Raw genomic sequence first — 24,147 nt, 5'->3', positions numbered from 1 at the left:
CCCCTCTCAGTCCTTCTCGATCCGAATCACCTGCGGCGGCGATGCGATCACGCCGTCGATCTCGATGGCGGCAATGGCGCGGCGGACCGCGTCCTCGGTTGTGGCGTAGGTGACCAGCACCACCGGTGCCGGAGCCTCCGCGCTTTCCGCCCGCTCGCCGCCATGCGGACGGCCGCGTCGATGCTGCATGATGGACTCGAGCGAGATGTTCTGCTCCGCCATATGCCGCGCGATGGCCGCCGCCGTTCCCGGCCGGTCGACCGCCGCGAGGCGGATATAATACCCACCTTCGTGGCGCTGGATTGCCGCCTTGCCGGCGGCACGCAGGTCACGCGCCTTCCAGCCGAACGGCGTGCCCGATTTTCCGGCCGCGATGTCGCAGATGTCGCCCACCACGGCGGAAGCGGTGGCATCGCCGCCGGCGCCGGGGCCGACCAGCGTCAGAGCCACCGCGTCGCCATCGATCGCCACCGCATTGGTAACGCCCGAAACCTGCGCGATCGGCCAGTGCTTGGGCACCATGGTGGGATGAACGCGCAGTTCCACCGCCGCGCCCGCCCGCGCGGCCACGCCGAGCAGCTTGATGCGGTAGCCGAGTTCGTCCGCCGCTTCGAGATCGGCCAGCGTGATCGAGCGGATGCCCTCGACATGGATGGCATCCGGATCCGGTTGCACGCCGAAGGCGAGCGCGGCGAGCAGCGAGAGCTTGTGCGCGGTGTCGAAGCCGTCGACGTCGAAGGTCGGGTCCGCCTCGGCGTAACCCAGAAGCTGCGCCTGTTCGAGGCAGGCGTCGAAGGACAGCCCCTCCTCGTGCATCCGCGTCAGGATGTAATTGCAGGTGCCGTTGAGAATGCCCGAAACGCGGGCGATCTCGTTGCCCAGCAGGGCCTCGCGAAGCGCCTTGATGACCGGGATGCCGCCAGCGACCGCGGCCTCGAAATAGATGTTGCAGCCGTTCGCCTCGGCGCCGCTGGCCAGCGACACGCCATGATGGGCGAGCAGCGCCTTGTTGGCGGTGATCACCTCGTGGCCGCTGGCGATGGCCGCCTCGACCGCGTCACGGGCGATGCCGTCATGACCGCCGATCAGTTCCACGAACACATCGATGTCGGGATCACGGGCGAGTTCGACCGCATCCTCGAACCAGCGCACACCCGACAGATCGCAATCGCGGTTGCGGGTGCGATCACGGGCGCTCACGGCCACGACCTCGACCGGGCGGCCGACCCGCAAGGCGATCTCATCCTTGCGGCGGGCCAGCATACGCACCACTCCGGCCCCGACCGTACCGAGGCCGGCGATGCCAATTTTCAGCGGCGGCGCCATATCTTGTCCGAACTCAACAAAAGACCTGGAAAGCGACGCCGCCCGGAGACATCCAGGCGTCAGCGCGCCGCGGCGAGAGGGACGACGTTGTGCAATGTTTCGGCGCCCGTTTCAAGGAAGCGCCGGACATTCCGTCCCGCCTGCCGGATGCGCTGCTCGTTCTCCACAAGCGCGATACGCACATACTCGTCGCCATGCTCGCCGAAGCCGACGCCCGGCGCCACCGCGACATCGGCCTTCTCGATCAGCAGCTTGGCGAATTCCACGCTGCCCATATGGCGGAATTTTTCCGGGATCGGCACCCAGGCGAACATCGACGCGGTCGGCACGGGAATCTCCCAGCCGGCTTTGGCGAAGCTGTCCACCAGCACGTCGCGGCGCTTCTTGTAGACCGACCGCATCTCGGCGATGCAGTCCTGCGGCCCGTTGAGCGCCGCCGCCGCCGCCACCTGGATCGGCGTGTAGGCGCCATAGTCGAGATAGGACTTCACACGCGCAAGCGCCGCGATCAGCCGCTCGTTGCCCACCGCGAATCCCATGCGCCAGCCGGCCATGGAGAAGGTCTTGGACATGGAGGTGAACTCCACCGTCACATCCATCGCGCCGGGCACCTGCAGCACCGAGGGCGGCGGGTTGTCGTCGAAATACACCTCGGAATAGGCAAGGTCGGACAGGATGATGAGGTCGTGCTTCTTCGCGAAGGCGACGACGTCGCGATAAAAGTCGAGGTCGGCGACCTGCGCCGTCGGGTTGGACGGATAACAGAGCACCAGCGCGAGTGGCGAGGGAATGGAATGAACCACCGCCCGCTCCAGCGCGTGGAAGAATTCCGGACCCGGCTCGCACGGCACCGAGCGGATGGCCGCGCCCGCCATGAGGAACCCGAAGGCGTGGATCGGGTAGGACGGGTTCGGCACCAGGATCACGTCGCCGGGCGCGGTGATGGCCTGCGCCATGTTGGCGAAGCCCTCCTTGGAGCCGAGCGTCGCCACGACCTGCGTATCGGGATTGAGCGACACGCCGAAGCGGCGCGCGTAATAGGCGGCCTGCGCGCGGCGCAGTCCCGGAATGCCCTTGGAGGCCGAGTAACGATCGGTATGGGGCTTGCCGATGGTGTCCTTGAGCTTTTCGACCACGTGCGCGGGGGCATCGAGGTCCGGATTGCCCATGCCGAGATCCACGATGTCGCTGCCGCCATTGCGGGCGGCGGCCTTCACACGGTTGACCTGCTCGAACACGTAGGGTGGCAGCCGGCGGATACGGTGGAAGTCGGTCATCGGTCTCAAGCTCCATACCGTCCCGATTCAACCAAGGACGGCGTAACTGCGCTTCATAACATTGTTCACGCCCACGCACAGCGTGGGATGCCCGCCAAACCGGCGGAGGCGTGAGGATCCGGCGGGCAGCGGCCCACCGGCTACTGCCCGGCCTGCCCTTCCGGATCGGTGGCCTGCTTCAGCTGCTGCTCGCGCTTCTTCGCGGTGTTTTCAAGGTCCGTCTGCATCTTGGCGGTCTGCTCGGGCGTCATGACCGGACGGTCGCCAATCTGCTTGGGCGCGCCATAATGCAGGAAATCCGGCCCCTTGGGGGCGAAGGGCGACGTGCTCTTCGCGCCCTGGGCCGGCGGCGCGGCGGCGCCGGGGGCTGTCGAGGGTGGCGTTTCTGGCCAGCCGGGCGGCGCGCAGCCGGCCAGCGCGAGGCCCAGCGCCACGGCGGCGAGCAGCGGAGCCGCCGGCGCCCGCGTCATTTCCTGGTCAGCTTTCACCCACAGCTTCAGCAAGACGTTCCTCCGGCCTCATACGCACTCGCTACCGTCGTGCGGCGCGTCTATGATCACTCACCTATGAACGCACGTACCCGCGGGGACAAGCGGTGAGTAAACGACCCACGACCCGGAAACCGGCCGCCACCGCCACGACCGAACCGATTCAGCAGGTCGCGGCTCCTGTCGTCTCCCCGGCACGGGCGAGAACCCCCAGGGCGTCGGCGAATTCTGTTCCACCGGCGGCAGCCCCCGCCGCACCACCGGTTGCGAGCGAATCGCCACCGGCCGCTCAGGCCCGGGAGAGCCGCGCCCGCGCGGCCACCAAGCCAGCGCAGGTAGCTGTGCGGAAGGAAACAGCCGCCGACCCGGCGCCGCAAGCCTCCGCGCCGCGCAACGGCGGCAAACCGCCGCGTTCGCGCTTGTCGCCCGCCAAGGCCCAGGCGAAGGTTCAAGCGAAGGCGCCCGCCGTCGTCGCGCAACATTCGCCGGAGCCCGCCATCACGGCAGCGCCCATCGCGGAGGCGGCCACGGTCGGTCGGTCTCGGCGAAAGGCCGCGTCACCGAACGCCGCGTTGAAATCCTCCGCGACACCGTCCACCACCGGCAAAGACGCTGCGGCAAAGTCCCGCAGCGTCAGATCGCAGGCCAAGGACGCCGGGAATGCCCGCGCCACCGCAGCCGCGCCGGCCACCGGACGCGCGACCCGACAGGCCAAAGCCGCGCCGCCGGCCGTCATCGCCACCCCCGCGCCGGCAAAGCCGGAGCCAGTCAAGGCTGCAACGCGCAAGACCGCCGCGAAAAACCCCGCGCAAGGCACGGGCGCTGCGGGCCAGCCGCGTTACGCGTTGCGCCCCTCGCAGCGTCGGGCCGAGGCCTCCCGGACACAGGAAAGGGAGCAGGCCAGGGCCGCGACGGTGCCGCCCACCGAGCCCAAGCCCACATCCGCCTCCTCCTCCCCCGCGTCCCGAAGCGCGCCGGAGGCGGCGAGCCCGCCGCCGGCCGGCCCGATCGACCTGCCCACCTTCGCCGGTAATCTCGCCCGACTGGTCGAGGAGAGCGGCAAGGCGATGGCGGCCTATATGCGCCCGCGCGAGGAAGGGCTGGTGCAGGATGACGTCGCCGAGGACATCGCGGACGTGATGAAGACCATCGGCAATGTCGCGGAATACTGGCTCGCCGACCCCCAGCGCACGCTGGACGCGCAGTCGCGGCTGATCGGCGGCTATCTCGAATTGTGGTCGTCCACGCTGAAGCGCCTGAGCGGGCAGGAAACCAAGCCGGTGGCAGCCCCGCCCCCGCGCGATGGCCGGTTCATGGACCCGGAATGGAACAACAACCCGTTCTTCGACGCGCTCAAGCAGACCTATCTGCTCACGTCCAACTGGGCGGAGAACATGGTCGAGGAAGCCGAGATCGACGCCCACACCAAGCACAAGGCGGAGTTCTATGTCCGCCAGATCGCCAGCGCGGTGTCGCCCTCCAATTTCGTGCTGACCAATCCCGAGCTGCTGCGCACCACGCTCGCCTCCAATGGCGAAAACCTGGTGCGTGGCATGAAGATGCTCGCCGAGGATATCGAGGCGGGCGGCGGCGACCTGAAGATCCGCCAGACCGATTCCTCGAAATTCCAGGTCGGCGAGAACCTCGCGACCACGCCGGGCAAGGTGATCTTCGAAAACGAGCTGATGCAGCTCATTCAGTACGCGCCGCAGACCGAAGACGTGCTGGCGCTGCCGCTGGTGATCATCCCGCCCTGGATCAACAAGTTCTACGTGCTGGACCTCACGGCGGAGAAATCCTTCGTGCGCTGGGCGGTGGAGCACGGCATCACGGTCTTCATGGTGTCCTGGGTCAATCCCGGGCCGGAACTCGCCGGCAAGGGATTCGAGGACTACATGCGCGACGGCGTGCTGAAAGCCTTCGAGGTCGCCAAGAAGGCCGCGCATGTGGAGCATTTCCACGCGCTGGGCTATTGCGTGGGCGGCACCATGCTGGCCATCACGCTGGCCTGGCTGGCGGCGGGGCGCAAGGATGTCGGCGTGCGCACGGTCAGCTTCCTCACCACGCAGGTCGACTTCGCCCAGGCCGGCGACCTCAAGGTGTTCATCGACGAGGAGCAGATCGCCAATCTCGAGCGCAAGATGCTGGAGACCGGCGTGATGGAAGGCCGCAAGATGGCCAACGCCTTCAACATGTTGCGCGCCAACGACCTGATCTGGCCCTATGTCGTCAACAACTACCTCAAGGGGCAGGCGCCCTTCCCGTTCGATATCCTGTACTGGAACTCGGATTCGACCCGGCTGCCGGCGGCCAATCACTCATTTTACCTGCGCAACTGCTATCTCGACAACAAGCTGGCGCAGGGAAAGCTGCTGCTCGCCGGCCTGCCGCTGAACCTGAGGGCGATCGACCTGCCGATGTACAGCGTGGCAACGCGCGAGGATCACATCGCCCCGGCCACCTCGGTGTTCAACGGGCTGCAGCTGTTCGGGGCGCGCGCGCGCTTCGTTCTGGCCGGCTCCGGCCACATTGCCGGCGTCATCAACCCGCCGGCACGCGGCAAATACCAGTACTGGACCGGCGGCCCACCCGAGGGGACGCTGGAAGGCTGGATCGACACGGCGGAGCAGCACCCCGGCTCCTGGTGGCCGGACTGGCTGCAATGGCTGGAGCAGCAGGATACGCACCGCCTGCCGGCCCGCGAGCCGGGCGGCGGCGTGTTCTCGCCGATCGAGGATGCCCCCGGCCGCTATGTGAAGGTCAAGTCGTGAGCCGCGCACATCGCGGAGCCGTGATGGTGGCCGCGCTCGCTTTCGCGTCGCTCGGCCCTCTCGCCATGCGGCCTGCGGATGCCGCGAGCTTCGACTGCGCGCGGGCATCGGCGCCGGACGAGCGGGCGGTATGCGCCGATCCCGCTCTTTCGGCGATGGACAGCGAGATGGGCGGTTTGTGGTTTGCCTATAGCCGTTTGCCCATGCTGATGGGCGGCAATGGCGCGCGCCATGAGGCCGCTCGCGATTTTCTCGCCGCGCGCGGCCGGTGCGGTGCCGATGCCGGATGCCTGACAGGCCTCTATCAGGCACGCATCGCGGCGCTGAAGCAGCAGATCGTGGCCTTCATCGCCGGGATGCCGCCGCCGTGAAAGCGGGCCGGCCGGTCAGCTCAGGAAGCCGACCTCGCCGGTCTTGAGATCATAGACACCGCCCGCCAGACGCGCCTTGCCCGCCCGCACGGCGTCCGAGATGAGCACGCTGGCCTGCCCGACATGGTCGAGCACCAGTTCCACGTTCTCGCGCACCGCGTTGGCGACGAGGTCGCCCGTCGTGCCCTGCGCCCGCAGAACCGCGGGCAGGATGGGTTCGACCATCGTGCTGATCGAGCCGGGAAACCGCGCCTTTTCCGTCACCATGCTGACGGCCGCGGCAACCGCGCCGCACTCGCTATGCCCCAGCACGAGCACCAACGGCGCACCGAGCACGACGACACCGTATTCGATGGAGCCGAGCGCCGTATCGTCCACGGTGTTGCCGGCGACGCGGATGACGAAGAGTTCGCCGAGCCGGGCGTCGAAGAGATGCTCGGGAGGCGTGCGTGAATCCGAACACGCGACGACGACGGCGAAGGGGGCCTGGCCCGAGGCGAGCCGGGCGATCGCCTCGGGGCCGCCCACCGGCACGCAGGCGCCGCCCTTGACGAAGGCGGCATTGCCCGCCTTCAGGCGATCGAGCGCCTGGGTCGCGGTCAGCGTGGTCTTTTCGGCATAGGTCGCCGCGAAGGCGCCACTGCCGCCCGCCAGCGTGGCGCCCACGCCCGCGGCGGCGGCCGCGCAGCCGCATGCAGCCGCGTGAAGGAGATTACGACGAGACAAGAGGCCGGACATCGCCATGAGAGTGCTCCCCCGCCTGATCGAAGCGATCAGCGAAGAACCATCCGTCACACTCCTCTCCGATGCAACGCGTCGAGAGGTATTCAGAAACTCTCGACGGTAATATAACCGGGGGCCCTACGGGAACAGCGCGATCTGCTCCAGCCCCGTCGCCTCGGGGAAGCCGAGCACGAGGTTCATGTTCTGCACCGCCTGGCCGGAGGCGCCCTTCACCAGATTGTCCGTGGTCGCGATGACGATGACGCGGTCGGGCGCGCGGTCCTTGATCACGCCGATAAAGGCCATGTTGGAGCCCTTCACGAAGCGCGAATGCGGCACCTGGCCGAGCGGCAGCACATGCACGAAGGTCTCGCCGCGATAGAAATCCGCCAGCACGCGGTGCACGCCTTCGGCCCCCACGCCCGCGCCGGTCTTGAGATAGATGGTGTTGTAGATACCCCGGCTCATGGGAATGAGATGCGGCGTGAAGCTCGGCACGATGGTGCGTCCCGCCGCCTTGGAGAACTCCTGGTCAAGCTCGGCCATATGGCGGTGGCCGCCGACGCCGTAGGCGTTCATGCCGTCCGCCACCTCGGTGAACAGCAGCGATTCCTTGGCGGAACGGCCGGCGCCGGTGACGCCGCTCTTGGCGTCGATCACGATATGGTCGGGCTCGATGGCGCCCGCCTCGATCAGCGGCACCACCGGCAGGATCGCCGTCGTGGTGTAGCAGCCGGGATTGGCGACGAGCCGCGCCTTCCGGATATCGTCGCGATACAGCTCGGCGAGGCCGTAGACCGCTTCCTGCTGCAGTTCCAGCGCCTGATGCGGATGGCCGTACCACTGCTCGTAGGCGCCGGCATCGGTGAGGCGGAAATCGGCGGAGAGGTCGACGATCTTGATGTGAGGCGCGGTTTCGAACACGCGCTTGATCACCTGCTGGGTGGTGCCGTGCGGCAGCGCGCAGAAGGCGAGATCGACCCCCGACCAGTCAACCTCGTCGATGGTGATCAGGGTCGGCAGGCTCAGCGGGGCGAATTGCGGGAACACCTCGGCCATGGTCTGGCCGGCCTTGCGGTCGGCGGTGAGCGCGACGATCTCGACGCGCGGATGACGGACCAGCAGTCGCACCAGCTCAGCGCCGGTGTAGCCCGAGGCTCCGAGGATGGCGATCCGTGCCTTGCTGTCCGTCATGGTGGCGATCCCTTGTCGCTGCCCGCGCGGCGCCGGGCAGGCACCGCGTGTGTGGAGCCCGCGCATTACACCGGATGCATGTCGGGTGAAAGACGCGATGCACGCCGGACACGCATGGCCGATAAGCGAGTGGCGAAGGGAACCGGCCACGATTGCCAAGACTTGGTTGCCCAGGATGAGCGTCGAACGCCTCGCTCATCCCCAAGGCCAGGCCGAGCGCGCGCCTCGCTTCCCCCTCCCGCCGGGAACCCCCTTCCATGATGCATCCGCTTCACGCCTTTTCCCTGGGCATGCGCCTCGCGCGCCTGGGGCTCGATTCGCAGATCGTCATCGCCGAACGCCTGAGCCTGATGTCGCGCGGCGATGTGGGCGCCGGCGCCGAGGCGGTGCGCATGGTCAGCGAGAAAATGCTGGCAGCCGGTGAGGTGCAGGCCCGGCTCGCGCAGGCAGCGGCCTCCGGGCGGCTGGAACAGGTGGGCCCGGAGATCATCGCCATGTATGGCCGCAAGGTCGGCGCCAACCGCCGCCGCCTGGCGCGCAAGCGGCCGACATAGCGGGGGGCTGCGTTCACGCCCTGTTCCTGCTACAGGTGATGGTCGAAGACCGTGTCCGGTCGAATCGCCCCATCGCCAGCCGAAGGCCGCAACGCTCGATGTCGAACGCCGACGACCTGTTTGCCTCCACGCCTCCTCAGCCGCGCCCGGCCGCCAAGGCGCCGAGCGCGGCGCCTGTTGCCACGCGCGGCGCGCCGGCCAACGGGACGCACGCCAATGGAACGCCGGGCGAGAGCGGCTACACCGCCGCCGATATCGAGGTGCTGGAGGGGCTGGAGCCGGTGCGGCGCCGGCCCGGCATGTATATTGGCGGCACCGACGAGAAGGCGCTGCACCATCTGTTCGCCGAGGTCATCGACAATTCGATGGACGAGGCGGTGGCGGGGCACGCCAGCTTCATCGAGGTGGAACTGACAGCGGATGGCTGCCTGATCGTGACCGATAACGGGCGCGGCATCCCGATCGAGAATCACCCGAAATATCCCGGCAAGTCGGCGCTGGAGGTCATTCTCACGACGCTGCACGCCGGCGGCAAGTTCGACAGCAAGGTCTACGAGACCTCCGGCGGCCTGCATGGCGTCGGCGTTTCCGTGGTCAACGCGCTGTCGGACATGCTGGAGGTCGAGGTGGCGCGCGGGCAGGTGCTCTACCGGCAGACCTATTCGCGCGGCGTGCCGCAGGGGCCCATCGTCGAGGTGGGCCGGGTGCAGAACCGGCGCGGCACGCGCGTGCGCTTCCATCCCGATGCGCAGATCTTCGGCGAGAGCGCGCGTTTCAAGCCGGCCCGCGTCTTCAAGATGGCGCGTTCCAAGGCCTATCTGTTCGGCGGCGTCGAAATCCGCTGGACCTGCGATCCCGCGCTGGTCGCCGGCACCGAGATCCCGGAAAAGGCGGTGTTCCGCTTCCCCGGCGGCCTCAAGGACTATCTCGCCGCCGATATCGAAGGCCACGCGCTGGTCCATACGGACATATTTGCTGGCAAGACATCGCGTCCCGGCGGCCATGGCTCCGCCGAATGGGCGGTGGCGTGGCTGGGCGACGCGGACGGCTCCATCTCCTCCTATTGCAACACCATCCCCACCGCGGAGGGCGGCACGCACGAGGCCGGCCTGCGCGCGGTGCTGCTGAAGGGCCTGCGCGACCATGCCGAGCGGATCGGCAATGCCAAGCGCGCCTCCATCATCACCAGCGACGACGTCATGTCGGGCTGCGCCGCCATGCTGTCGGTCTTCGTGCGCGAGCCGGAATTCCAGGGCCAGACCAAGGAGAAGCTCGCCACGGCGGAAGCCACGCGCATTGTCGAGGGCGCGCTGCGCGACCCGTTCGACCACTGGCTGACCGGCAACCCGACCCAGGCGAGCCGGCTGCTCGACTGGGTGATCGAGCGCGCGGACGAGCGCCTGCGCCGCCGTCAGGAAAAGGAAATCTCCCGCAAGAGCGCGGTGCGCAAGCTGCGCCTCCCGGGCAAGCTGGCCGACTGCTCCAACAATTCCGCCGCCGGCTCGGAACTGTTCATCGTCGAGGGCGATTCGGCCGGCGGCTCGGCCAAGCAGGCGCGCGAGCGCCAGACCCAGGCCGTGCTGCCGCTGCGTGGCAAGATCCTCAACGTCGCCAATGCCGGGCGCGACAAGCTCGCGCAGAACCAGCAGCTCGCCGACCTGATCCAGGCGCTGGGCGTCGGCACCGGTGCGCAATATCGCGACGAGGACCTGCGCTATGAGCGCGTGATCATCATGACGGATGCCGATGTCGACGGCGCGCATATCGCTTCGCTGCTCGTCACTTTCTTCTTCCGGCAGATGCCCAAGCTGATCGAGAAAGGCCATCTCTTCCTCGCCGTTCCCCCGCTCTACCGCATCAGCCAGGGCGCCAAGACGCTCTATGCGCGCGACGAGGCGCATCGCGACCAGCTGCTGAAGAAGGAGTTCACCGGCCGCGGCAAGGTGGATATCGGCCGCTTCAAGGGCCTCGGCGAAATGATGCCGGCGCAGCTGAAGGAAACCACGATGAGCCCGAAGTCGCGCATGCTGCTGCGCGTCACCATCGCGGAAGCCGAGAGCGCCGCCACCGCCGATGTGGTGGAGCGGCTGATGGGCAACAAGCCCGAAAGCCGCTTCGCCTTCATCTCCGAACGCGCCGCCTTCGCCAATGAGGAACTGCTGGATATCTGAGCAGGCTGCCTTCGCCACCGAGGAACCGCCGTATAGCCGAGCGGACCGCGAGACCGTGAGCCCGACGGGTCCCTCTCCCCGTCGCGGAGAGCGGCGGGGTGAGGGTCTTCGACGCTCCGCCGAGGCGACGACCCTCACCGACCCGCTTCGCGGGCCACCTTTCCCCATCGTGGCGAGGGAAAGTGTTGGCGCTGAACGGCACGCCCGATCCCGTCTCCGGCGGGGCCGGCCGAGAATGACGCTCCCCCCTCCCCGTCGCCGCCCCGCGCATCCGGCGAAGCAGCACGGGACACCGCCACATACCCCCTCCCCGCCGCCGCCCGGCCCGGCTAGGCTGGGCCGACTTCCGAACAAGCGTGAGGCACGAATGTCCGATCAGGAAAAGCTCGAGAAGCTCCGGGCGAAATATGGCGCCATCGCCGGCGGGGTGATCTTCGACCCCACTTTCAAGCGCGTGGCCGAACTGCAGTTCAAGGGGGGCGACCGGCGCGTGTGGCCGTGGGCCAATGCCGCCACGCTGCTCGACGCGCCCTATCGCCCCGACGTGCAGGACCTCGCCGATTTCGGTGGCCTCGACGTCGCCTTGATCGGCGTACCGATGGATCTGGGCGTGACCAACCGCGCCGGCGCCCGGCTCGGGCCGCGTGCGGTGCGCGCCATCGAGCGCGTCGGGCCCTATGAGCATGTGCTCGGCATGGTGCCCGCCGCCGATGCCAAGGTGGCCGATATCGGCGACGTGCCCTTCACCAGCCGCTTCAGCCTCGACACCTGCCATGCCGATATCGAAGCCTTCTACAAGAAGGTGGTGGCGGCCGGCGTCGTTCCGCTCTCGGTGGGCGGCGACCATTCGATCACCGGCTCCATCCTCAAGGCGGTCGGCGAGACGCGTCCGGTCGGCATGCTGCACATCGACGCCCATTGCGACACGAGCGGCGTCTATGAAGGCTCGAAGTTCCATCACGGCGGACCGTTCCGCAAGGCGGTACTGGATGGCACGCTCGACCCCGGCCGCGTGATCCAGATCGGCATTCGCGGCGGCGCCGAGTTCCTGTGGGAGTTCTCCTATGAGAGCGGCATGACGGTGATCCACGCCGAGGAGGTCACCGGCATGGGCGTGCCCGCCATCATCGAGAAGGCGAAGGCGATTCTCGGCACCGGCCCGGTCTATGTCTCGTTCGATGTCGACAGCCTCGATCCCGCCTTCGCGCCCGGTACCGGCACGCCGGAAATCGGCGGCCTCACCTCCCGCGAGGTGCTGGAGATCCTGCGCGGCCTCAACGGGCTCGACGTGATCGGCGGCGATGTCGTCGAGGTCGCCCCGCAATATGACCCGACCTCCAACACGGCGCAGGCGGCGGCGCAGGTGCTGTTCGAGATCTTCTGCATGGCGGTCACCTCGCTCAAGGCACGGCGCGGCGGCTGATGCGGATCGCGTTGCTGCAGACGGCGGGCGATCCCGAGAATCGCCCCGCCGCCAATCTCGACCGGCTCGACGCCGCCGCCGCCCGCGCCGCGGCAGCCGGTGCTCGCTTGCTGGTGGCCCCGGAAATGTTTCTGTCCGGCTACAATATCGGCCGCGAGGCGGCGCTGGCCGCCGCCGAACCCAGCGACGGGCCGAGCGCCCGCCGCGCCGCGGACATCGCGCGCCATCACGGGATCGCCCTCGCCTATGGCTACCCCGAGATCGGCGAGGGCGGGGTCATCTACAATTCCGCCCTGCTGCTCGACCGGGACGGCAGGACCCTGCTGAACTTCCGCAAGACGCATCTGTTCGGCGATATCGACCGGGCGATGTTCGCCCCCGGCGAGGGCACCGCCGAATTGGCGGAGATCGACGGGCTCAAGATCGGCCTGCTGATCTGCTACGACGTGGAATTCCCCGAAGTGGTCCGCGCGCTGGCTCTGGGCGGTGCCGACCTCGTCCTCGTGCCAACCGCCAACATGAAGCCCTATGACGCCGTCTCGCTCTTCGTCGTGCCGGCGCGCTCCTTCGAGAACGAGCTGTTCGTCGCCTATGCCAATCGCTGCGGTCGCGAGGGCGAGCTGGACTATATGGGCCTGTCCTGCGTCGGCGACCCCCAGGGGGGCAATCTGGTGCTGGCCGGCGATGGCGAGGAACTGGTTCTCGCCGATCTCGACCCCGAGCGGCTGAAGACGGCGCGGGCTCTCAGCACCCATCTGCCCGACCGGCGGCCGGACGTGTATCGGCGGCTGATACCGGGCGGCTGACGCTAGAGCGCATAACAAGCAATTGATCGACAAAGAAAAACGCGCCCGGAGGAGGCTCCCGGCGCGTTTGGTCTTTTCGGCAGATGACGCTCAGTGCGCTGGCGACTGGCGACCGGTGATCGTCGCCGTGCCGCTCTGCGCCTCGACCGCCGAACGGGCGATGAAGCGCGAACGCAGAGGCTTCAGCACGAACAGGGCCAGGAAGGCGGCGCTGGCGTTCAGGCCCACCGCGATGGCGAACACCGCATACCAGCCATAGGCCGCCGCGACGATGCTGGCGATCGGCACCAGCAGCGCCGCGGTACCCTTGGCGGTGTAGAGCATGCCGGCATTGGTGGCGGCGAACTTCGACCCGAACGTATCGCCCGCGGTGGCGGGGAACAGCGAGTAGATTTCGCCGAACACACCGAAGAAGCAGGCCGTGGCGACGACGAACACGACCGGGTTGGAGCCGTGATAGACGAGCAAGAGCAGCATCACCGCCGCCGTGCCGAAGGCGATGAACATGGTGTTCTCGCGGCCGATACGGTCGGAGACATAACCGAAGATCGGGCGGCCGAAGCCGTCGAAGATGCGGTCCAGCGAAATGGCGAGGGTGAGTGCCACGGCCTGCAGGCCCAGAATGTTCACCGGCACGTTGGCCACGCCGAGATCATGGGCGATCGGGCCGATCTGCGCCGCTGCCATCAGGCCGCCCGAGGCGACCATGACGAACATCGCGTAGAGCAGCCAGAACACCGGCTTGCTGAGCGTCTGCGAGGGCTGGTAGTCGACCTTGCTCTGCGGCAGGCTCAGCGCCTTTTTCGGGGCGGCGATCTTGAACTTGGGCGGATAGAGGAACTGCGCGGCAACCAGCACGATGACGCCCTGGCCGATGCCGAACCACAGGAACGCCGACTGGTAGCCCGAGGTGGCGATCATGTTGGCGATCGGCACGACGGTGAGCGCCGCGCCCGCACCGAAGCCCGCCGCCGTGGCGCCCGCCGCGAGGCCGCGCCGATAGGGGAACCACTTCAGCGCGTTACCCACGCAGGTGCCGTAGACCGAACCGGCGCCAATGCCACCCAGCACCGCGCCGGCATAGAGCATGGTCAGCGAGGAGGCGTAGGAATTCACCACCCAGGCCAGCGCGATCATGACCGCGCCGAAGGACAGCACGATCCGCGGGCCGTAGCGATCAACGAACCACGCCTCGATCGGCACCAGCCATGTCTCGGTGAGAACGAAGATGGTGAAGGCGGTCTGGATCGCCGCGCGGCCCCAGCCATGCGCCTGGTCGATGGGATCGACGAAGAGGGTCCATCCGTACTGAAGATTGGCAATCATTGCCATGCAGACAATGCCGCATGCCAGCTGGAACCAGGGTTCCCAGGCGCGCGTCGACGTCTGCGGTGTCGCAGTGCTCGCTTCCATTGAAATTTCCTCGACCTGTTGCACAACCGCACGGCTCTTCACGGCCGTTTCGGACTTCGATGCCATGCACCTATCTCTGCGAAGAGCGACGCCAACTCCGAGACCGGACAGGAAACGTGCCGGCCTTCGCGATCGATCTTTCGCCTTGCTCAACATCAGTAACTGACGTTCGGTAAGGCCAACATTTCACGAAAGCTACGTCATCAATCCGCAATCGATAGATATCACCTCTCGATCAAGATTCAATATCTAATATACCAATGTATATCCCCTAGAGGAATGACTCTTACCATTTCATATTCCAATTAATATCCGGCGGCATATACAAGACGTATTGAATATTATTGTTTTCCATTCGCACGAATGACGTTGCTGTCGATAGGGTATTTTTGATTTTCGAGCGATGAATTACGCAACGTATGACACCCTAATGACACTGAGACGCACCCAGCTTCCCCAGCGTGTGTCACCCCGGACATTGCTCCCGGCCATGTGACGTCTGTCGGACTCTGCGGCATCCTTCCGGTCGCGAGCCGGATTGGCGGCGGATGATGAGGCGCGCGGCCATCGCGGCGGTGCCCGGCCGGTCACAAGAACGGGAAGGCCCGCGACTCGCATCGCCGGTTGACGCGCGGCAGCGTCGGCCGGGCCGGCCTCCCCGGAGCCGGCGAGCAAAGGCGAGCCTGGCCAAAGACAAATCCCGATCACGCCACTACGAAAGTATGAGACAGCCCGGCTGCGCCGGAACGGATCCTGCTCTAAAAGGGCCGCTCGAGACATATTCGGTCGTCGGGCCGGCCGCGGCCGCCCGATCGCCATCGGAGCAGCCAATCGATGTCGTCCAGTCTTGCCGCGCCCGCCGGCGCCGCCATTGCCAATCCGCGCTCGCGCGTCATCCTCGCCAGCCTGATCGGCACTACCATCGAATTCTATGATTTCTACGTCTATGCCACGGCAGCGGTGCTGGTATTCCCGCATCTGTTCTTCCCCTCCGGCAACGACACGACGGCCCTGCTCGCCTCCTTCGCGGTGTTCGGCGCCGCCATGGTGGCGCGGCCGCTCGGCGCCATCTTCTTCGGCCATCTGGGCGACCGGCGCGGGCGGAAGGTCACGCTGGTCGGCGCGCTGCTCACCATGGGCATCGCCACCTTCCTCATCGGCGCGTTGCCGACCTATGAGCAGGTGGGCTGGCTGGCGCCGGCACTGCTGGTGATCCTGCGCCTCGCCCAGGGCTTCGCGCTCGGCGGGGAATGGAGCGGAGCGGCGCTGGTCGCCACCGAGAACGCCCCCGCTGGCAAGCGCGCGCTGTTCGGCACCTTTCCCCAGCTCGGCGCGCCGCTCGGCTTCATCCTGGCCAACGGGCTGTTCCTCCTCATCGCCGCGGGCCTGCCCTCCAGCGATCCCTCGCGCCCCTCGGACGCCTTCCTGCAATGGGGCTGGCGCATCCCCTTCCTGTTCTCCGTCGTCATGGTGGTGGTCGGCCTGTGGGTGCGGCTGAACCTGGTGGAGAGCGAGGCGTTCAAGAAGACGGTGAAGGCCGGCAAGGTGCACAGCGTGCCGCTGTTTTCGGTATTCCGCACCCATACGCGTCAGCTGGTACTCGGCACCTTCTATATGCTGGCGACCTATGTGCTGTTCTACCTGATGACGACCTTCTCGCTCAGCTATGGCCGCGCGGCCGCCACGGCGAAGCTGCCCGGCCTTGGCTACGACTACACGACCTTCGTGCTGATGATGATCTTCGGCGTGGTGTTTTTCGGCATCTTCACCATGCTCTCCGGCCCGTGGGCGGACCGCTGGGGCCGTCGTCGCACGCTGATCTGCGTGACCAGCGCCATCATCGTCTTCGGCCTCGCCTGGGTGCCGATCCTCGCCTCCGGCCCGGTCGGCGTCATGGCATGGCTCATCGTCGGCTTCAGCCTGATGGGCATGACCTTCGGCCCGATGGGCGCGCTGCTGCCGGAACTGTTCCCCGCCAGCGTGCGCTACACCGGCTCGGGCATTTCCTACAACGTGTCCTCGATCCTCGGCGCGGCGGTCGCCCCGTTCATCGCCGTGGCGCTATGGGCCTGGGGCGGGGGCAGTCCGTTCTGGGTTGGCGTCTATCTCTCCGCCATGGCGGTGCTGACGCTCATCGCGCTGCTGCTCGGCACCGAGACGCGCGACGTCGACATGGAGGCGTGACGCCGTAGACGTGAAGCCTGAAGCGGCCCGGTCGGGCAGAACCCGGCCGGGGTGAGTCGGTCATCCGCCCGCGCCGGCGACAAGCTGCGGGTGGATCCGAGCGCGGAGGGAGCGCCCACATGCCCGATGCGGCGGCCCGTCCGGTGGGCGCCGCGGAGCCCCGCCATTTCGACGGAGCGAGAAAACGGGCCGGCAGCGGACCCGTGAGGGCAGCGCCGGCCCGGCCTGGCCGCGTCCGGGCAGGGATCGGTCCAGACGGGCGCAGATAAACAGAACTTGATCCGGATATCGAGTTTCTTCATATTGTCTAATGTTTCCGAATGTAACCAACGGTATCCTGACGGGCTTTCAGGCTATATTCCGCTCCGAAGCGCCCATCTACTTTGGCTTAACAAGCTGCGCGCATGGAGCGGGAAGCCCCATCCGGCCGCAAGCAGGCCCCGCCGGGCCGCTCGCGCAGAGCGGGCCGGCACAGCCGCCTATCGGTAAAAAAGTGCGGAACGCTCTTGAGCCACCCGCAAAGCTTGTCCATTGTCCCCGCCGCTGGGGGGCAAAATGGAACTAATTCGCTACCATATGTCGCTGATCCTGATTCAGCTGGCGGCTTTCATCGCGCCGCCCGCGTTTCGTCCGCGATTCATCACGATCAAGCAAAGCCTCTGCTCGATGATCGAGATGCTGCGCGAGCGCTGAGGCATCCCCCTTCCCTGCCCCGACGAATTGAACCCGCTGTACATCGCGGCTGAAGGCTATACCCTGCTCCCCCTCGAACATCGGGACAATGGAGCCGGCGATTTGATGCCGAACATACTGGACGACATCATCTCCCGCACCGGCAGCATACCCTTAGGCTGGGCCGGTTCGACATTGCAGATGAATTATCTCAATTTTGGCGATGCTTTGAGCCCGGTCATGGTTTCATTGATCAGCGGCCTTGCCGTGCATCGCGTGCCGAGCCAGTCGATGACGCCCCGCATGGCCGCGGTCGGCACGATCGGCCATGGATTTTCCGGCGGCGATGTCTGGTTCTGGGGCACCGGCTGCTCGAACTGGCGCAACCCCACCCGGCCAGAGGCGGAGCGCGAGCCGTTCGTGCCGCCGGCCGGCTCCCGTTTCCATGTGCGCGCCACGCGCGGCCCGGTGTCCGAGCGGTTGCTGACCGGTGGCAGCGGTGGCACCGGCATCTATGGCGATCCGGTGTGGCTGCTGCCGCGCTTCGACAGCCGTCCGGTGGCGAAGAAATGGAAGCTTGGCTGCATCCTGCATTTGTCGGAACTGGCCGACCGCGAGATGGAGGCCCATCCGCTGGAGGCCTATGCGCGCTATCTCATTCCCGACGAACTGCGCGACGACATTCGCCTGATCACCACCGTGACCCCGATCGCGCTCGATGGTCTGCGTGACAAGCTCGATGAAATCCGCGCCTGCGAGCGCATCGTTTCGATGAGCCTGCATGGCATGGTCGTCGCCGAGAGCTACGGCATTCCCTGCCTCTATTTCTCGCCGGCCAGCACGGAGGCGGGCGTGGTCGATCTCGATCTCGGCGCGGATCCGACCCTCGACCTCAGGATCATCGATCTCTATCGCGGCCTCGGTCGCGCACGGCTGCATGCCTATGCCCAGCCGCGCGAGGCACTGACCGACTGGCCGGCGGTGATGCGGGCCATCGACAGGCACTGGAACCCGGTCGACCTGCCGGATGCCGATGCGCTGATCGAGGCCCTGCCATTGCCAGCCGCCCCGCTCGCGCCGGCGCCGGGCGGCACGATATGGGATCACCCGACCCTGCGGGCGCTCACGCTGCAGCACGACGTGTCCCGGCTCCGGCGCGACGACAAGGCGCGGAGCGCAACGCTCGGCGCGTGAGCCGGGCAGAACGCCCTGCCCACGGCGGGATCCGCCTATGGGGGCGGCCGTCGCGCGGGCCAGTCGGTGGCGCGATGATAATGCGCGCCGACCGCCAGAACCGCTTCATCGCCGCCATCCGGCCCGATGAGTTGCATGCCGGTGGGCAGTCCGCCCGGGCCGAAGCCGCAGGGCACCGCCAGTGAAGGCAGCCCGAGCAGGCTCACCGGCACCACTACCTCCATCCAGCGGTGATAGGTATCCATGGCGCGCCCGTTAATGGCCTGCGGCCAGCGCCACTCGGCGGGGAACGGCCACACCTGCGCGGCCGGCATGGCCAGAATGTCGAAGCGCCGGAAGAGGTTTGCGGCAGTCGCGTACCAGCGCGAGCGCACGACGCTCGCCGCGTAAACCTGCGCGGCGCTCACGGCCTGGCCGGTGCGGATTTCCCACTGCGTCTCCGGTTTGAGCTGCGCGAACACGGCCGGATCCGCGGCCTGCGCGCCCTTCGCGCCCGCGTTGAGGAAGCCGCGCAGGTGGATCCACGCCGTCCACAGGTCTTCCGCCGGGAAGGGCGGCGCGAGCCTTTCCACCCGGGCACCGAGGGATTCCAGCACGCCCAGCCCCTCTTCGCAGAGGTCGAGTATGCCGGGCTCGCAGCCATAGGCGCCGCCCCAGTCGCCCAGCCAGCCGACCCTCAGGCCGCGCAGGTCGCGCCGCCCATCGCGCTTCAGCTGTCCGGCGAAATCGCCGGCCGGCCGGCCGAACGGCACTTGGGGGTTCTCGCCCGCCAGCACGTCGAGCAGCCGCGCCAGATCCTCGACCGTGCGCGCCATCGGCCCGTCGGTCGCCAGCGTCGCGAGAAACGTGTCGCCGTCCGCATCGCCGGGCACGCGCCCATAGCTCGGCCGAAAGCCGTAGACATTGCAGAAGGCGGCGGGGTTGCGCAGGCTGCCCATCATGTCGGAGCCGTCGGCCACCGGCACCAGCCGGGCGGCCAGCGCCGCCGCCGCGCCCCCGGAGGAGCCGCCGGCGCTGCGCGTCGTGTCGTACGGATTGCGGGTCACGCCGAACACAGGATTGAAACTGTGGCTGCCATGGCCCCATTCCGGGGTGTTGGTCTTGCCGGTAAAGATCGCGCCCGCCGCGCGCAGCCGCGCCGCCAGCAGGTCGTCATATTCCGGCACGTTGTCGCGGTGGAGCGGCGAGCCATAGGTGGTGCGCACGCCGCGCACCGCGACGAGGTCCTTCACCGCGAAGGGCAAGCCATGCAGCCAGCCGCGACGCGGCGCGTCATCCATCGCCCGCGCCTGCGACATCAGCGCATCGGGATCGCACGGGGAGACGATGGCGTTAATGGCGCCATTCACCGCCGGCAGCCGCTCAAGATAGGCCGCCATGGTCTCGGACGGGCTGATGGCGCGCGTGGCGATCAGCCGGGACAGCTCGGTCGCCGTCAGATCCATGAGGTGCATGGACAAGCCTCGGTCTCGGTCGGTGGCGCAGAGGCCGCCCCGTCAGGGTTTGCCTCCCCTCGCCACCCCCGGCGCCCGACCGGGGATGACAAACGGAACCTCACCGCCGCGCACCCTATCCGCGCGCGGCGGCAGATGGCATCACTTGTTCACGTCGGTCCAGATGCGGGTATAGAGCTGGGAGACCTCCGGCGGGCAGGCGGTGAGGAACTCGCCGGCCTTCTCGAACTGCGCCGGCACGGAGAGCTCCGGAGCGGTCTTCATCTCGGGCGGCAGGAATTCGGCCGAACCCTTGATGCCGTTCGCATATTTCGCGAAGGACGAGATCAGCGCCGCGTTCTCCGGCTCCATGATGAAGTTCATGAACAGCTTGGCGTTCTCGACGTTCTTGGCATCCTTGAGGATGGTGACGCTGTCCATGAAGAAGGGAAAACCCTCCTTGGGATAGCCGAAGGCGATATCCGGATTCTTCAGGCGCGAGCGCATGATGGCGCCGTTCCAGTAATACACGCCCGCATAGTCGCCGGCCGGCAGCTTCTCGGTCACGCTATAGTCCATGGCCAGCCATTTCGGCTTGGCCTCGACCAGCTTGTCGCGCACCTTCTTCAGCACTTCCTTGTCGGACGTGCACCAATTGCCACCGAAATACTTGATCGTGGCGAACAGCACGTCGTTCATTTCCGGCGCGACGTTGATCTTGCCGACCAGTTCCTTCGGCGGATCGAGGAAGATGGCGGAGGTGTTGATGTCGCCGCCATAGACCTTCTTGTTCACGCCGATGCCGGTGAGGCCCCACTGCCACGGCACCGAATAGTGACGGCCGGGATCCCAGGGAACGTTGACCCAGCGCTCGTCGACATTCTTGAAGTTGGACATCTGGTCCGGCCGGGCCTCCAGCAGCAGACCCTCCTTCACCCAGATCGGCACGTAATTGGCCGAGGGAACCACGATGTCGAAGCCATGACCGCCGGCGCGCACCTTGGCCAGCGCGGTATCGTTCGAATCGTAGTCGGTGACCGTTACCTTGACGTCGTACTTCTGCTCGAACTTCTTGATCAGCTCGGGGCTGGTATAATCGCCCCAGTTATAGATATTGAGCGAGCCTGCGGCCGAGGCGCCACCGACGCTCGCCACAATGGCCATCGCCGAGGCGACTGCCGTCAATTTCCAGTTCATGTTCCCACTCCGTCCGTTTTCGGTTCGAGATCTTCGCTATTGGATGCCGGATCGTCGTTCTGGCCTACGTCTTCTTGCGGTTGATGAAGAAGAAGATGGTGACGAGCACCACCGACAGCGCCAGGAAAGCCGCCGCGATGGCGTTGACCTCCGGCGTTATCTCGCGCCGCATCTGGCCGAGCATGTAGGTCGGCAGCGTATCCTGACCGCCCGACTTCACGAACTCGGAAATGACCACGTCGTCGAGCGAGATGACGAAGGCGAGCATGAAGCCGGCAATGATGCCCGGCCGCAGCAGAGGCAGCGTCACCCTTCGGAACACCTGCCACGGCGGGGCGTAAAGGTCGGCCGCGGCGCGCTCCAGCGCCTCGTCCATGCCCTCGAGCCGCGCGCGGATCGGCAGATAGGCGAAGGGGATGCAGAAGGCCGTGTGCGCGAGGATGAGATAGCCGAGGCCCGAATAGCCGGTCCACACCTTCACCCGCGCGAAGACGATGAGCAGCGCCACGGCGGTGACGATCTCGGGCACCATCAGCGGCAGGTTGATGAAGGCATATTTGAAGCCGAGGCCGCGATAGGGGGCGGTGCGGGTGGTGGCGATCGCCGCCATGGTGGCAGCAACGGTGGCCACGCTGGCCGCGCTCAGCGCGATGACCAGCGAGCGCCAGGCCGCATCCTGCACGGCGGTGTTGCGCGCCGCCTCGCCAAACCAGTGCAGCGAGAAGCCGCCCCACGCGGTGAGCGATTCGCTGGCGTTGAACGCGTAGGCCACCAGCGTGATGATCGGCAGGTAGAGCACCACGAAGGTGAACAGCGCGATGGTGCCGAAACCCGGCTGCGAGCGGACGTCGAAGCGTGCCCTAGCCATGCCCGCCTCCCGAACGCGCGGCGTTGCGGACATAGAACAGCATGGCGACCATCACCAGCACCATCAGCGTGATCGACAGCGCCGCGCCCAGCGGCCAGTTGCGGCCCGAGCCGAACTGCAGCTCGATGAGATTGCCGAGCATCAGGTTCTTGCCCCCGCCCAGCACGCGCGGAATGACATAGGCGCCGAGCGAGGGGATGAACACGAGGATCGAGCCGGCGACGATGCCCGGCTTCACCAGCGGCAGGATAATGCGTCGCAGCACGGCGAGCCGGCCGGCATAGAGATCGTACCCCGCCTCGATCAGCCGGAAATCCAGCTTCTCCAGGCTCGCATAGAGCGGCAGAACCATGAGCGGCAGGTAGACATAGACCATGCCGAACAGGATCGCCCAGTCGGTATACATGATCTGCAGCGGCTCTCGGATGATACCGAGCCAGATCAGCAGGGAATTGAGGATACCCTCGTTGCGGATGACCTGCTGCATCGCGAAGGTGCGGATCAGCAGGTTGGTCCAGAACGGGATCGTCACCAGGAACACCCATACCTCGCGGGTGTTGCGCGGCCTTGTGGCGATGAAATAGGCGGTCGGAAAACCCAGCACCAGCGTCGCGAAGGTGGTAATCACCGACAGCCGGACCGAGCGCCAGACGATCGACAGGTGGGCATCCGCCAGCGAGAGCGTGTCGTCGAACATGTCGCGCTGAAAGAGTACGGAGAACCAGCCATCCAGCGAGAAGGCCGGCTTCACGTCGCCATAATCGCCCTTGGTCATGAAGGAATAGGCCAGCATCACCAGAAGCGGCCCGATGGCGGCGATGAAGACGATGACCAGCGCCGGCGCCGAGAGCAGCCAGCGCGACCGGATCTTCCGCCCCTCCTCCTGACGCGCGACGTCTGCTGCGCTCGCCATGATCAGTCCCGCAACACTTGCGCGGCATCCGCCGCGATGTCGATGCCCACGCGATCGCCGACCTCGAAGCCGCAGGACTGGCTGCGCGAGTTCTGCTGGCGCACCATGAAGGGGCCGCCCTCGTCGAGGACGATGTAGATGTGGGTATCGGTGCCGAAATAGACGACGTTCTCGACCTTGCCGGCCAGCTGACCGCCGGTCTTGACCGCCCGCGCATGCTCGGGGCGCACCACGATGGTCGCCTCGCGACCGGGCGTGTAGCCCTCCGCGATGGTGGCGGGGATCTCGATGCCGGACCGGAGCCGCACCCGCGCGGTGCCACCCCCGATGCCGACCATTTCTGCGGTGAGGAAGTTGGTCTCGCCGATGAAGTCGGCGACGAAGCGCTCGGCCGGCTTGTCGTAGATGTCCCAGGGCGAGCCGATCTGCAGAACCTTGCCCTTCGACATCACGGCGATGCGGTCGGACATGGTCAGCGCCTCCTCCTGGTCGTGCGTGACGAACACGAAGGTGATGCCGGTCTCGCTCTGCATGCGCTTGAGTTCGATCTGCATTTCCTTGCGCAGCTTGTAGTCCAGCGCCGAGAGCGGCTCGTCGAGCAGCAGCACCTTTGGCGCGGGGGCGAGCGCCCGGGCCAACGCCACGCGCTGGGCCTGGCCGCCGGAAATCTGGTCGGTGCGGCGCTGCGCCAGCTCCTCCATGTGGACCAGCTTGAGCATCTCGGCGACGCGCGGGCCGATCTCCGCCGAGGGCCGCCCCAGCATCTGCAGGCCAAACGCGACATTCTCCCAGACGCTCAGATGGGGAAACAGCGCATAGCTCTGGAACACGGTGTTGATCGGCCGCTTGAAGGGCGGCAGGCCGGCAATGTCCTCGCCATGGAGCAGGATCGCGCCTTCCGTGGGGTATTCGAACCCAGCGATCATTCTTAGAAGCGTCGTCTTGCCGCAACCAGAGGGGCCAAGCAACGTGAAGAATTCGTTTTCGCGAATGGATACCGAGACATTGTCGAGCGCACGAAGCGCACTCGGTCCTTGACCGAATTGCTTGACGATACCCCTGGCTTCAATGGCGATGCGCTTACCCTGTACCGCGGCAGGCTCCGGCATCATTCACCCGTTGCTGTAGTGCCGATCTCTGGAAGACACGCGGGAACCCGCGCGTCCACA

The 24,147-nt window shown here is 66.8% G+C and carries 21 protein-coding genes; 9 read left to right on the top strand and 12 right to left on the bottom strand.

Going from position 1 to position 24,147, the window contains the following annotated elements:
* Positions 1 to 6: 6 nt before the first annotated feature.
* From FHS55_RS09065 to FHS55_RS09050, 4 genes are all read right to left on the bottom strand, one after another.
* Entirely contained in the window at positions 7 to 1,326 is a 1,320-nt protein-coding gene (locus FHS55_RS09065) for a homoserine dehydrogenase (RefSeq protein ID WP_183189408.1), read from the bottom strand.
* 59 nt (positions 1,327 to 1,385) lie between these two features.
* Entirely contained in the window at positions 1,386 to 2,603 is a 1,218-nt protein-coding gene (locus FHS55_RS09060; RefSeq protein WP_183189407.1) for an LL-diaminopimelate aminotransferase, read from the bottom strand.
* A 140-nt stretch (positions 2,604 to 2,743) separates the two neighbouring features.
* Entirely contained in the window at positions 2,744 to 3,106 is a 363-nt protein-coding gene (locus tag FHS55_RS09055; protein ID WP_183189406.1) for a hypothetical protein, read from the bottom strand.
* A 433-nt stretch (positions 3,107 to 3,539) separates the two neighbouring features.
* Positions 3,540 to 3,827: a hypothetical protein gene (locus FHS55_RS09050; protein WP_183189405.1), complete on the bottom strand. Its 288-nt coding sequence runs from the start codon at positions 3,825 to 3,827 to the stop codon at positions 3,540 to 3,542.
* Between the two features lie 178 nt (positions 3,828 to 4,005).
* On the opposite strand from FHS55_RS09050, the gene phaC reads away from it, so the two are divergent.
* Both phaC and FHS55_RS09040 read left to right on the top strand, forming a co-directional pair.
* On the top strand, positions 4,006 to 5,862 hold the full coding sequence (gene phaC / locus FHS55_RS09045; protein ID WP_343056084.1) for a class I poly(R)-hydroxyalkanoic acid synthase: 1,857 nt from the start codon (positions 4,006 to 4,008) through the stop codon (positions 5,860 to 5,862).
* A 23-nt stretch (positions 5,863 to 5,885) separates the two neighbouring features.
* A complete protein-coding gene (locus FHS55_RS09040) occupies positions 5,886 to 6,233 on the top strand; it encodes a lysozyme inhibitor LprI family protein (protein WP_183189789.1) in 348 nt (115 codons plus the stop codon).
* A gap of 15 nt (positions 6,234 to 6,248) precedes the next feature.
* Here FHS55_RS09040 and FHS55_RS09035 read toward each other — a convergent pair whose 3' ends face one another.
* Both FHS55_RS09035 and argC read right to left on the bottom strand, forming a co-directional pair.
* The gene (locus tag FHS55_RS09035) at positions 6,249 to 6,977 is read right to left on the bottom strand and encodes a carbonic anhydrase (RefSeq protein WP_246340000.1); all 729 of its coding nucleotides are present in this window, start codon (positions 6,975 to 6,977) and stop codon (positions 6,249 to 6,251) included.
* A gap of 117 nt (positions 6,978 to 7,094) precedes the next feature.
* Positions 7,095 to 8,150, bottom strand: a complete 1,056-nt coding sequence (gene argC, locus FHS55_RS09030) for an N-acetyl-gamma-glutamyl-phosphate reductase (RefSeq protein ID WP_183189404.1) — start codon at positions 8,148 to 8,150, stop codon at positions 7,095 to 7,097.
* Positions 8,151 to 8,407: 257 nt separating this feature from the next.
* Between argC and FHS55_RS09025 the strand changes: the two genes are divergently transcribed.
* The 4 genes from FHS55_RS09025 to FHS55_RS09010 all read left to right on the top strand — a co-directional run bounded on the left by FHS55_RS09025 (position 8,408) and on the right by FHS55_RS09010 (position 13,104).
* Positions 8,408 to 8,704 carry a hypothetical protein gene (locus tag FHS55_RS09025; RefSeq protein ID WP_183189403.1) on the top strand — a complete coding sequence of 99 codons (297 nt, stop codon included), beginning with the start codon at positions 8,408 to 8,410 and terminating at the stop codon, positions 8,702 to 8,704.
* Positions 8,705 to 8,802: 98 nt separating this feature from the next.
* The gene (gene parE, locus FHS55_RS09020; RefSeq protein WP_183189402.1) at positions 8,803 to 10,875 is read left to right on the top strand and encodes a DNA topoisomerase IV subunit B; all 2,073 of its coding nucleotides are present in this window, start codon (positions 8,803 to 8,805) and stop codon (positions 10,873 to 10,875) included.
* 367 nt (positions 10,876 to 11,242) lie between these two features.
* On the top strand, positions 11,243 to 12,298 hold the full coding sequence (gene speB, locus FHS55_RS09015) for an agmatinase (RefSeq protein WP_183189401.1): 1,056 nt from the start codon (positions 11,243 to 11,245) through the stop codon (positions 12,296 to 12,298).
* Positions 12,298 to 13,104, top strand: a complete 807-nt coding sequence (locus FHS55_RS09010; protein ID WP_183189400.1) for a carbon-nitrogen hydrolase family protein — start codon at positions 12,298 to 12,300, stop codon at positions 13,102 to 13,104. The genes speB and FHS55_RS09010 overlap by 1 nt, the downstream gene beginning before the upstream one ends.
* 90 nt (positions 13,105 to 13,194) lie before the next feature.
* On the opposite strand, the gene oxlT is transcribed toward FHS55_RS09010, so the two are convergent.
* Positions 13,195 to 14,517 (bottom strand): oxalate/formate MFS antiporter, encoded by a 1,323-nt coding sequence (oxlT, locus tag FHS55_RS09005; protein ID WP_183189399.1) that lies wholly within the window; start codon positions 14,515 to 14,517, stop codon positions 13,195 to 13,197.
* A gap of 834 nt (positions 14,518 to 15,351) precedes the next feature.
* Between oxlT and FHS55_RS09000 the strand changes: the two genes are divergently transcribed.
* The 3 genes from FHS55_RS09000 (at position 15,352) to FHS55_RS08990 (ending at position 18,567) form a co-directional block, all read left to right on the top strand.
* Positions 15,352 to 16,701 (top strand): MFS transporter, encoded by a 1,350-nt coding sequence (locus tag FHS55_RS09000; protein ID WP_183189398.1) that lies wholly within the window; start codon positions 15,352 to 15,354, stop codon positions 16,699 to 16,701.
* Between the two features lie 555 nt (positions 16,702 to 17,256).
* Positions 17,257 to 17,394 (top strand): hypothetical protein, encoded by a 138-nt coding sequence (locus tag FHS55_RS08995; RefSeq protein ID WP_183189397.1) that lies wholly within the window; start codon positions 17,257 to 17,259, stop codon positions 17,392 to 17,394.
* A 105-nt stretch (positions 17,395 to 17,499) separates the two neighbouring features.
* Complete coding sequence (locus FHS55_RS08990; protein ID WP_246339999.1) at positions 17,500 to 18,567, top strand: polysaccharide pyruvyl transferase family protein; 1,068 nt, start codon at positions 17,500 to 17,502, stop codon at positions 18,565 to 18,567.
* A 35-nt stretch (positions 18,568 to 18,602) separates the two neighbouring features.
* On the opposite strand, the gene FHS55_RS08985 is transcribed toward FHS55_RS08990, so the two are convergent.
* From FHS55_RS08985 to FHS55_RS08965, 5 genes are all read right to left on the bottom strand, one after another.
* Entirely contained in the window at positions 18,603 to 20,021 is a 1,419-nt protein-coding gene (locus FHS55_RS08985; RefSeq protein WP_183189396.1) for an amidase, read from the bottom strand.
* A gap of 141 nt (positions 20,022 to 20,162) precedes the next feature.
* The gene (locus FHS55_RS08980; RefSeq protein WP_183189395.1) at positions 20,163 to 21,197 is read right to left on the bottom strand and encodes an extracellular solute-binding protein; all 1,035 of its coding nucleotides are present in this window, start codon (positions 21,195 to 21,197) and stop codon (positions 20,163 to 20,165) included.
* A 64-nt stretch (positions 21,198 to 21,261) separates the two neighbouring features.
* On the bottom strand, positions 21,262 to 22,065 hold the full coding sequence (locus tag FHS55_RS08975) for an ABC transporter permease (RefSeq protein ID WP_183189394.1): 804 nt from the start codon (positions 22,063 to 22,065) through the stop codon (positions 21,262 to 21,264).
* Positions 22,058 to 22,978 carry an ABC transporter permease gene (locus FHS55_RS08970; protein WP_183189393.1) on the bottom strand — a complete coding sequence of 307 codons (921 nt, stop codon included), beginning with the start codon at positions 22,976 to 22,978 and terminating at the stop codon, positions 22,058 to 22,060. The genes FHS55_RS08975 and FHS55_RS08970 overlap by 8 nt, the downstream gene beginning before the upstream one ends.
* 2 nt (positions 22,979 to 22,980) lie before the next feature.
* Positions 22,981 to 24,087 carry an ABC transporter ATP-binding protein gene (locus FHS55_RS08965; RefSeq protein WP_183189786.1) on the bottom strand — a complete coding sequence of 369 codons (1,107 nt, stop codon included), beginning with the start codon at positions 24,085 to 24,087 and terminating at the stop codon, positions 22,981 to 22,983.
* Between the last annotated feature and the right edge of the window lie 60 nt (positions 24,088 to 24,147).

It is taken from the genome of Ancylobacter tetraedralis (assembly GCF_014195655.1).
Taxonomy (GTDB): domain Bacteria; phylum Pseudomonadota; class Alphaproteobacteria; order Rhizobiales; family Xanthobacteraceae; genus Ancylobacter; species Ancylobacter tetraedralis.
The sequence above is the reverse complement of the archived record's forward strand: the minus strand, read 5'-3'. Positions and strand labels throughout refer to the sequence as shown.

Coding starts and splice junctions, on each gene's coding strand:
- FHS55_RS09040 (WP_183189789.1), top strand. CDS start 5,886: ATGGTGGCCGCGCTCGCTTTCGCGTCGCTCGGCCCTCTCGCCATGCGG.
- FHS55_RS08965 (WP_183189786.1), bottom strand. CDS start 24,087: ATGCCGGAGCCTGCCGCGGTACAGGGTAAGCGCATCGCCATTGAAGCC.
- FHS55_RS09010 (WP_183189400.1), top strand. CDS start 12,298: ATGCGGATCGCGTTGCTGCAGACGGCGGGCGATCCCGAGAATCGCCCC.
- oxlT (WP_183189399.1), bottom strand. CDS start 14,517: ATGGAAGCGAGCACTGCGACACCGCAGACGTCGACGCGCGCCTGGGAA.
- FHS55_RS08985 (WP_183189396.1), bottom strand. CDS start 20,021: ATGCACCTCATGGATCTGACGGCGACCGAGCTGTCCCGGCTGATCGCC.
- argC (WP_183189404.1), bottom strand. CDS start 8,150: ATGACGGACAGCAAGGCACGGATCGCCATCCTCGGAGCCTCGGGCTAC.
- FHS55_RS08980 (WP_183189395.1), bottom strand. CDS start 21,197: ATGAACTGGAAATTGACGGCAGTCGCCTCGGCGATGGCCATTGTGGCG.
- FHS55_RS08970 (WP_183189393.1), bottom strand. CDS start 22,978: ATGGCGAGCGCAGCAGACGTCGCGCGTCAGGAGGAGGGGCGGAAGATC.
- FHS55_RS09035 (WP_246340000.1), bottom strand. CDS start 6,977: ATGGCGATGTCCGGCCTCTTGTCTCGTCGTAATCTCCTTCACGCGGCT.
- speB (WP_183189401.1), top strand. CDS start 11,243: ATGTCCGATCAGGAAAAGCTCGAGAAGCTCCGGGCGAAATATGGCGCC.
- FHS55_RS09025 (WP_183189403.1), top strand. CDS start 8,408: ATGATGCATCCGCTTCACGCCTTTTCCCTGGGCATGCGCCTCGCGCGC.
- FHS55_RS08975 (WP_183189394.1), bottom strand. CDS start 22,065: ATGGCTAGGGCACGCTTCGACGTCCGCTCGCAGCCGGGTTTCGGCACC.
- FHS55_RS08990 (WP_246339999.1), top strand. CDS start 17,500: ATGCCGAACATACTGGACGACATCATCTCCCGCACCGGCAGCATACCC.
- FHS55_RS09060 (WP_183189407.1), bottom strand. CDS start 2,603: ATGACCGACTTCCACCGTATCCGCCGGCTGCCACCCTACGTGTTCGAG.
- parE (WP_183189402.1), top strand. CDS start 8,803: ATGTCGAACGCCGACGACCTGTTTGCCTCCACGCCTCCTCAGCCGCGC.
- FHS55_RS09000 (WP_183189398.1), top strand. CDS start 15,352: ATGTCGTCCAGTCTTGCCGCGCCCGCCGGCGCCGCCATTGCCAATCCG.
- FHS55_RS08995 (WP_183189397.1), top strand. CDS start 17,257: ATGGAACTAATTCGCTACCATATGTCGCTGATCCTGATTCAGCTGGCG.
- FHS55_RS09050 (WP_183189405.1), bottom strand. CDS start 3,827: ATGACGGCCGGCGGCGCGGCTTTGGCCTGTCGGGTCGCGCGTCCGGTG.
- FHS55_RS09065 (WP_183189408.1), bottom strand. CDS start 1,326: ATGGCGCCGCCGCTGAAAATTGGCATCGCCGGCCTCGGTACGGTCGGG.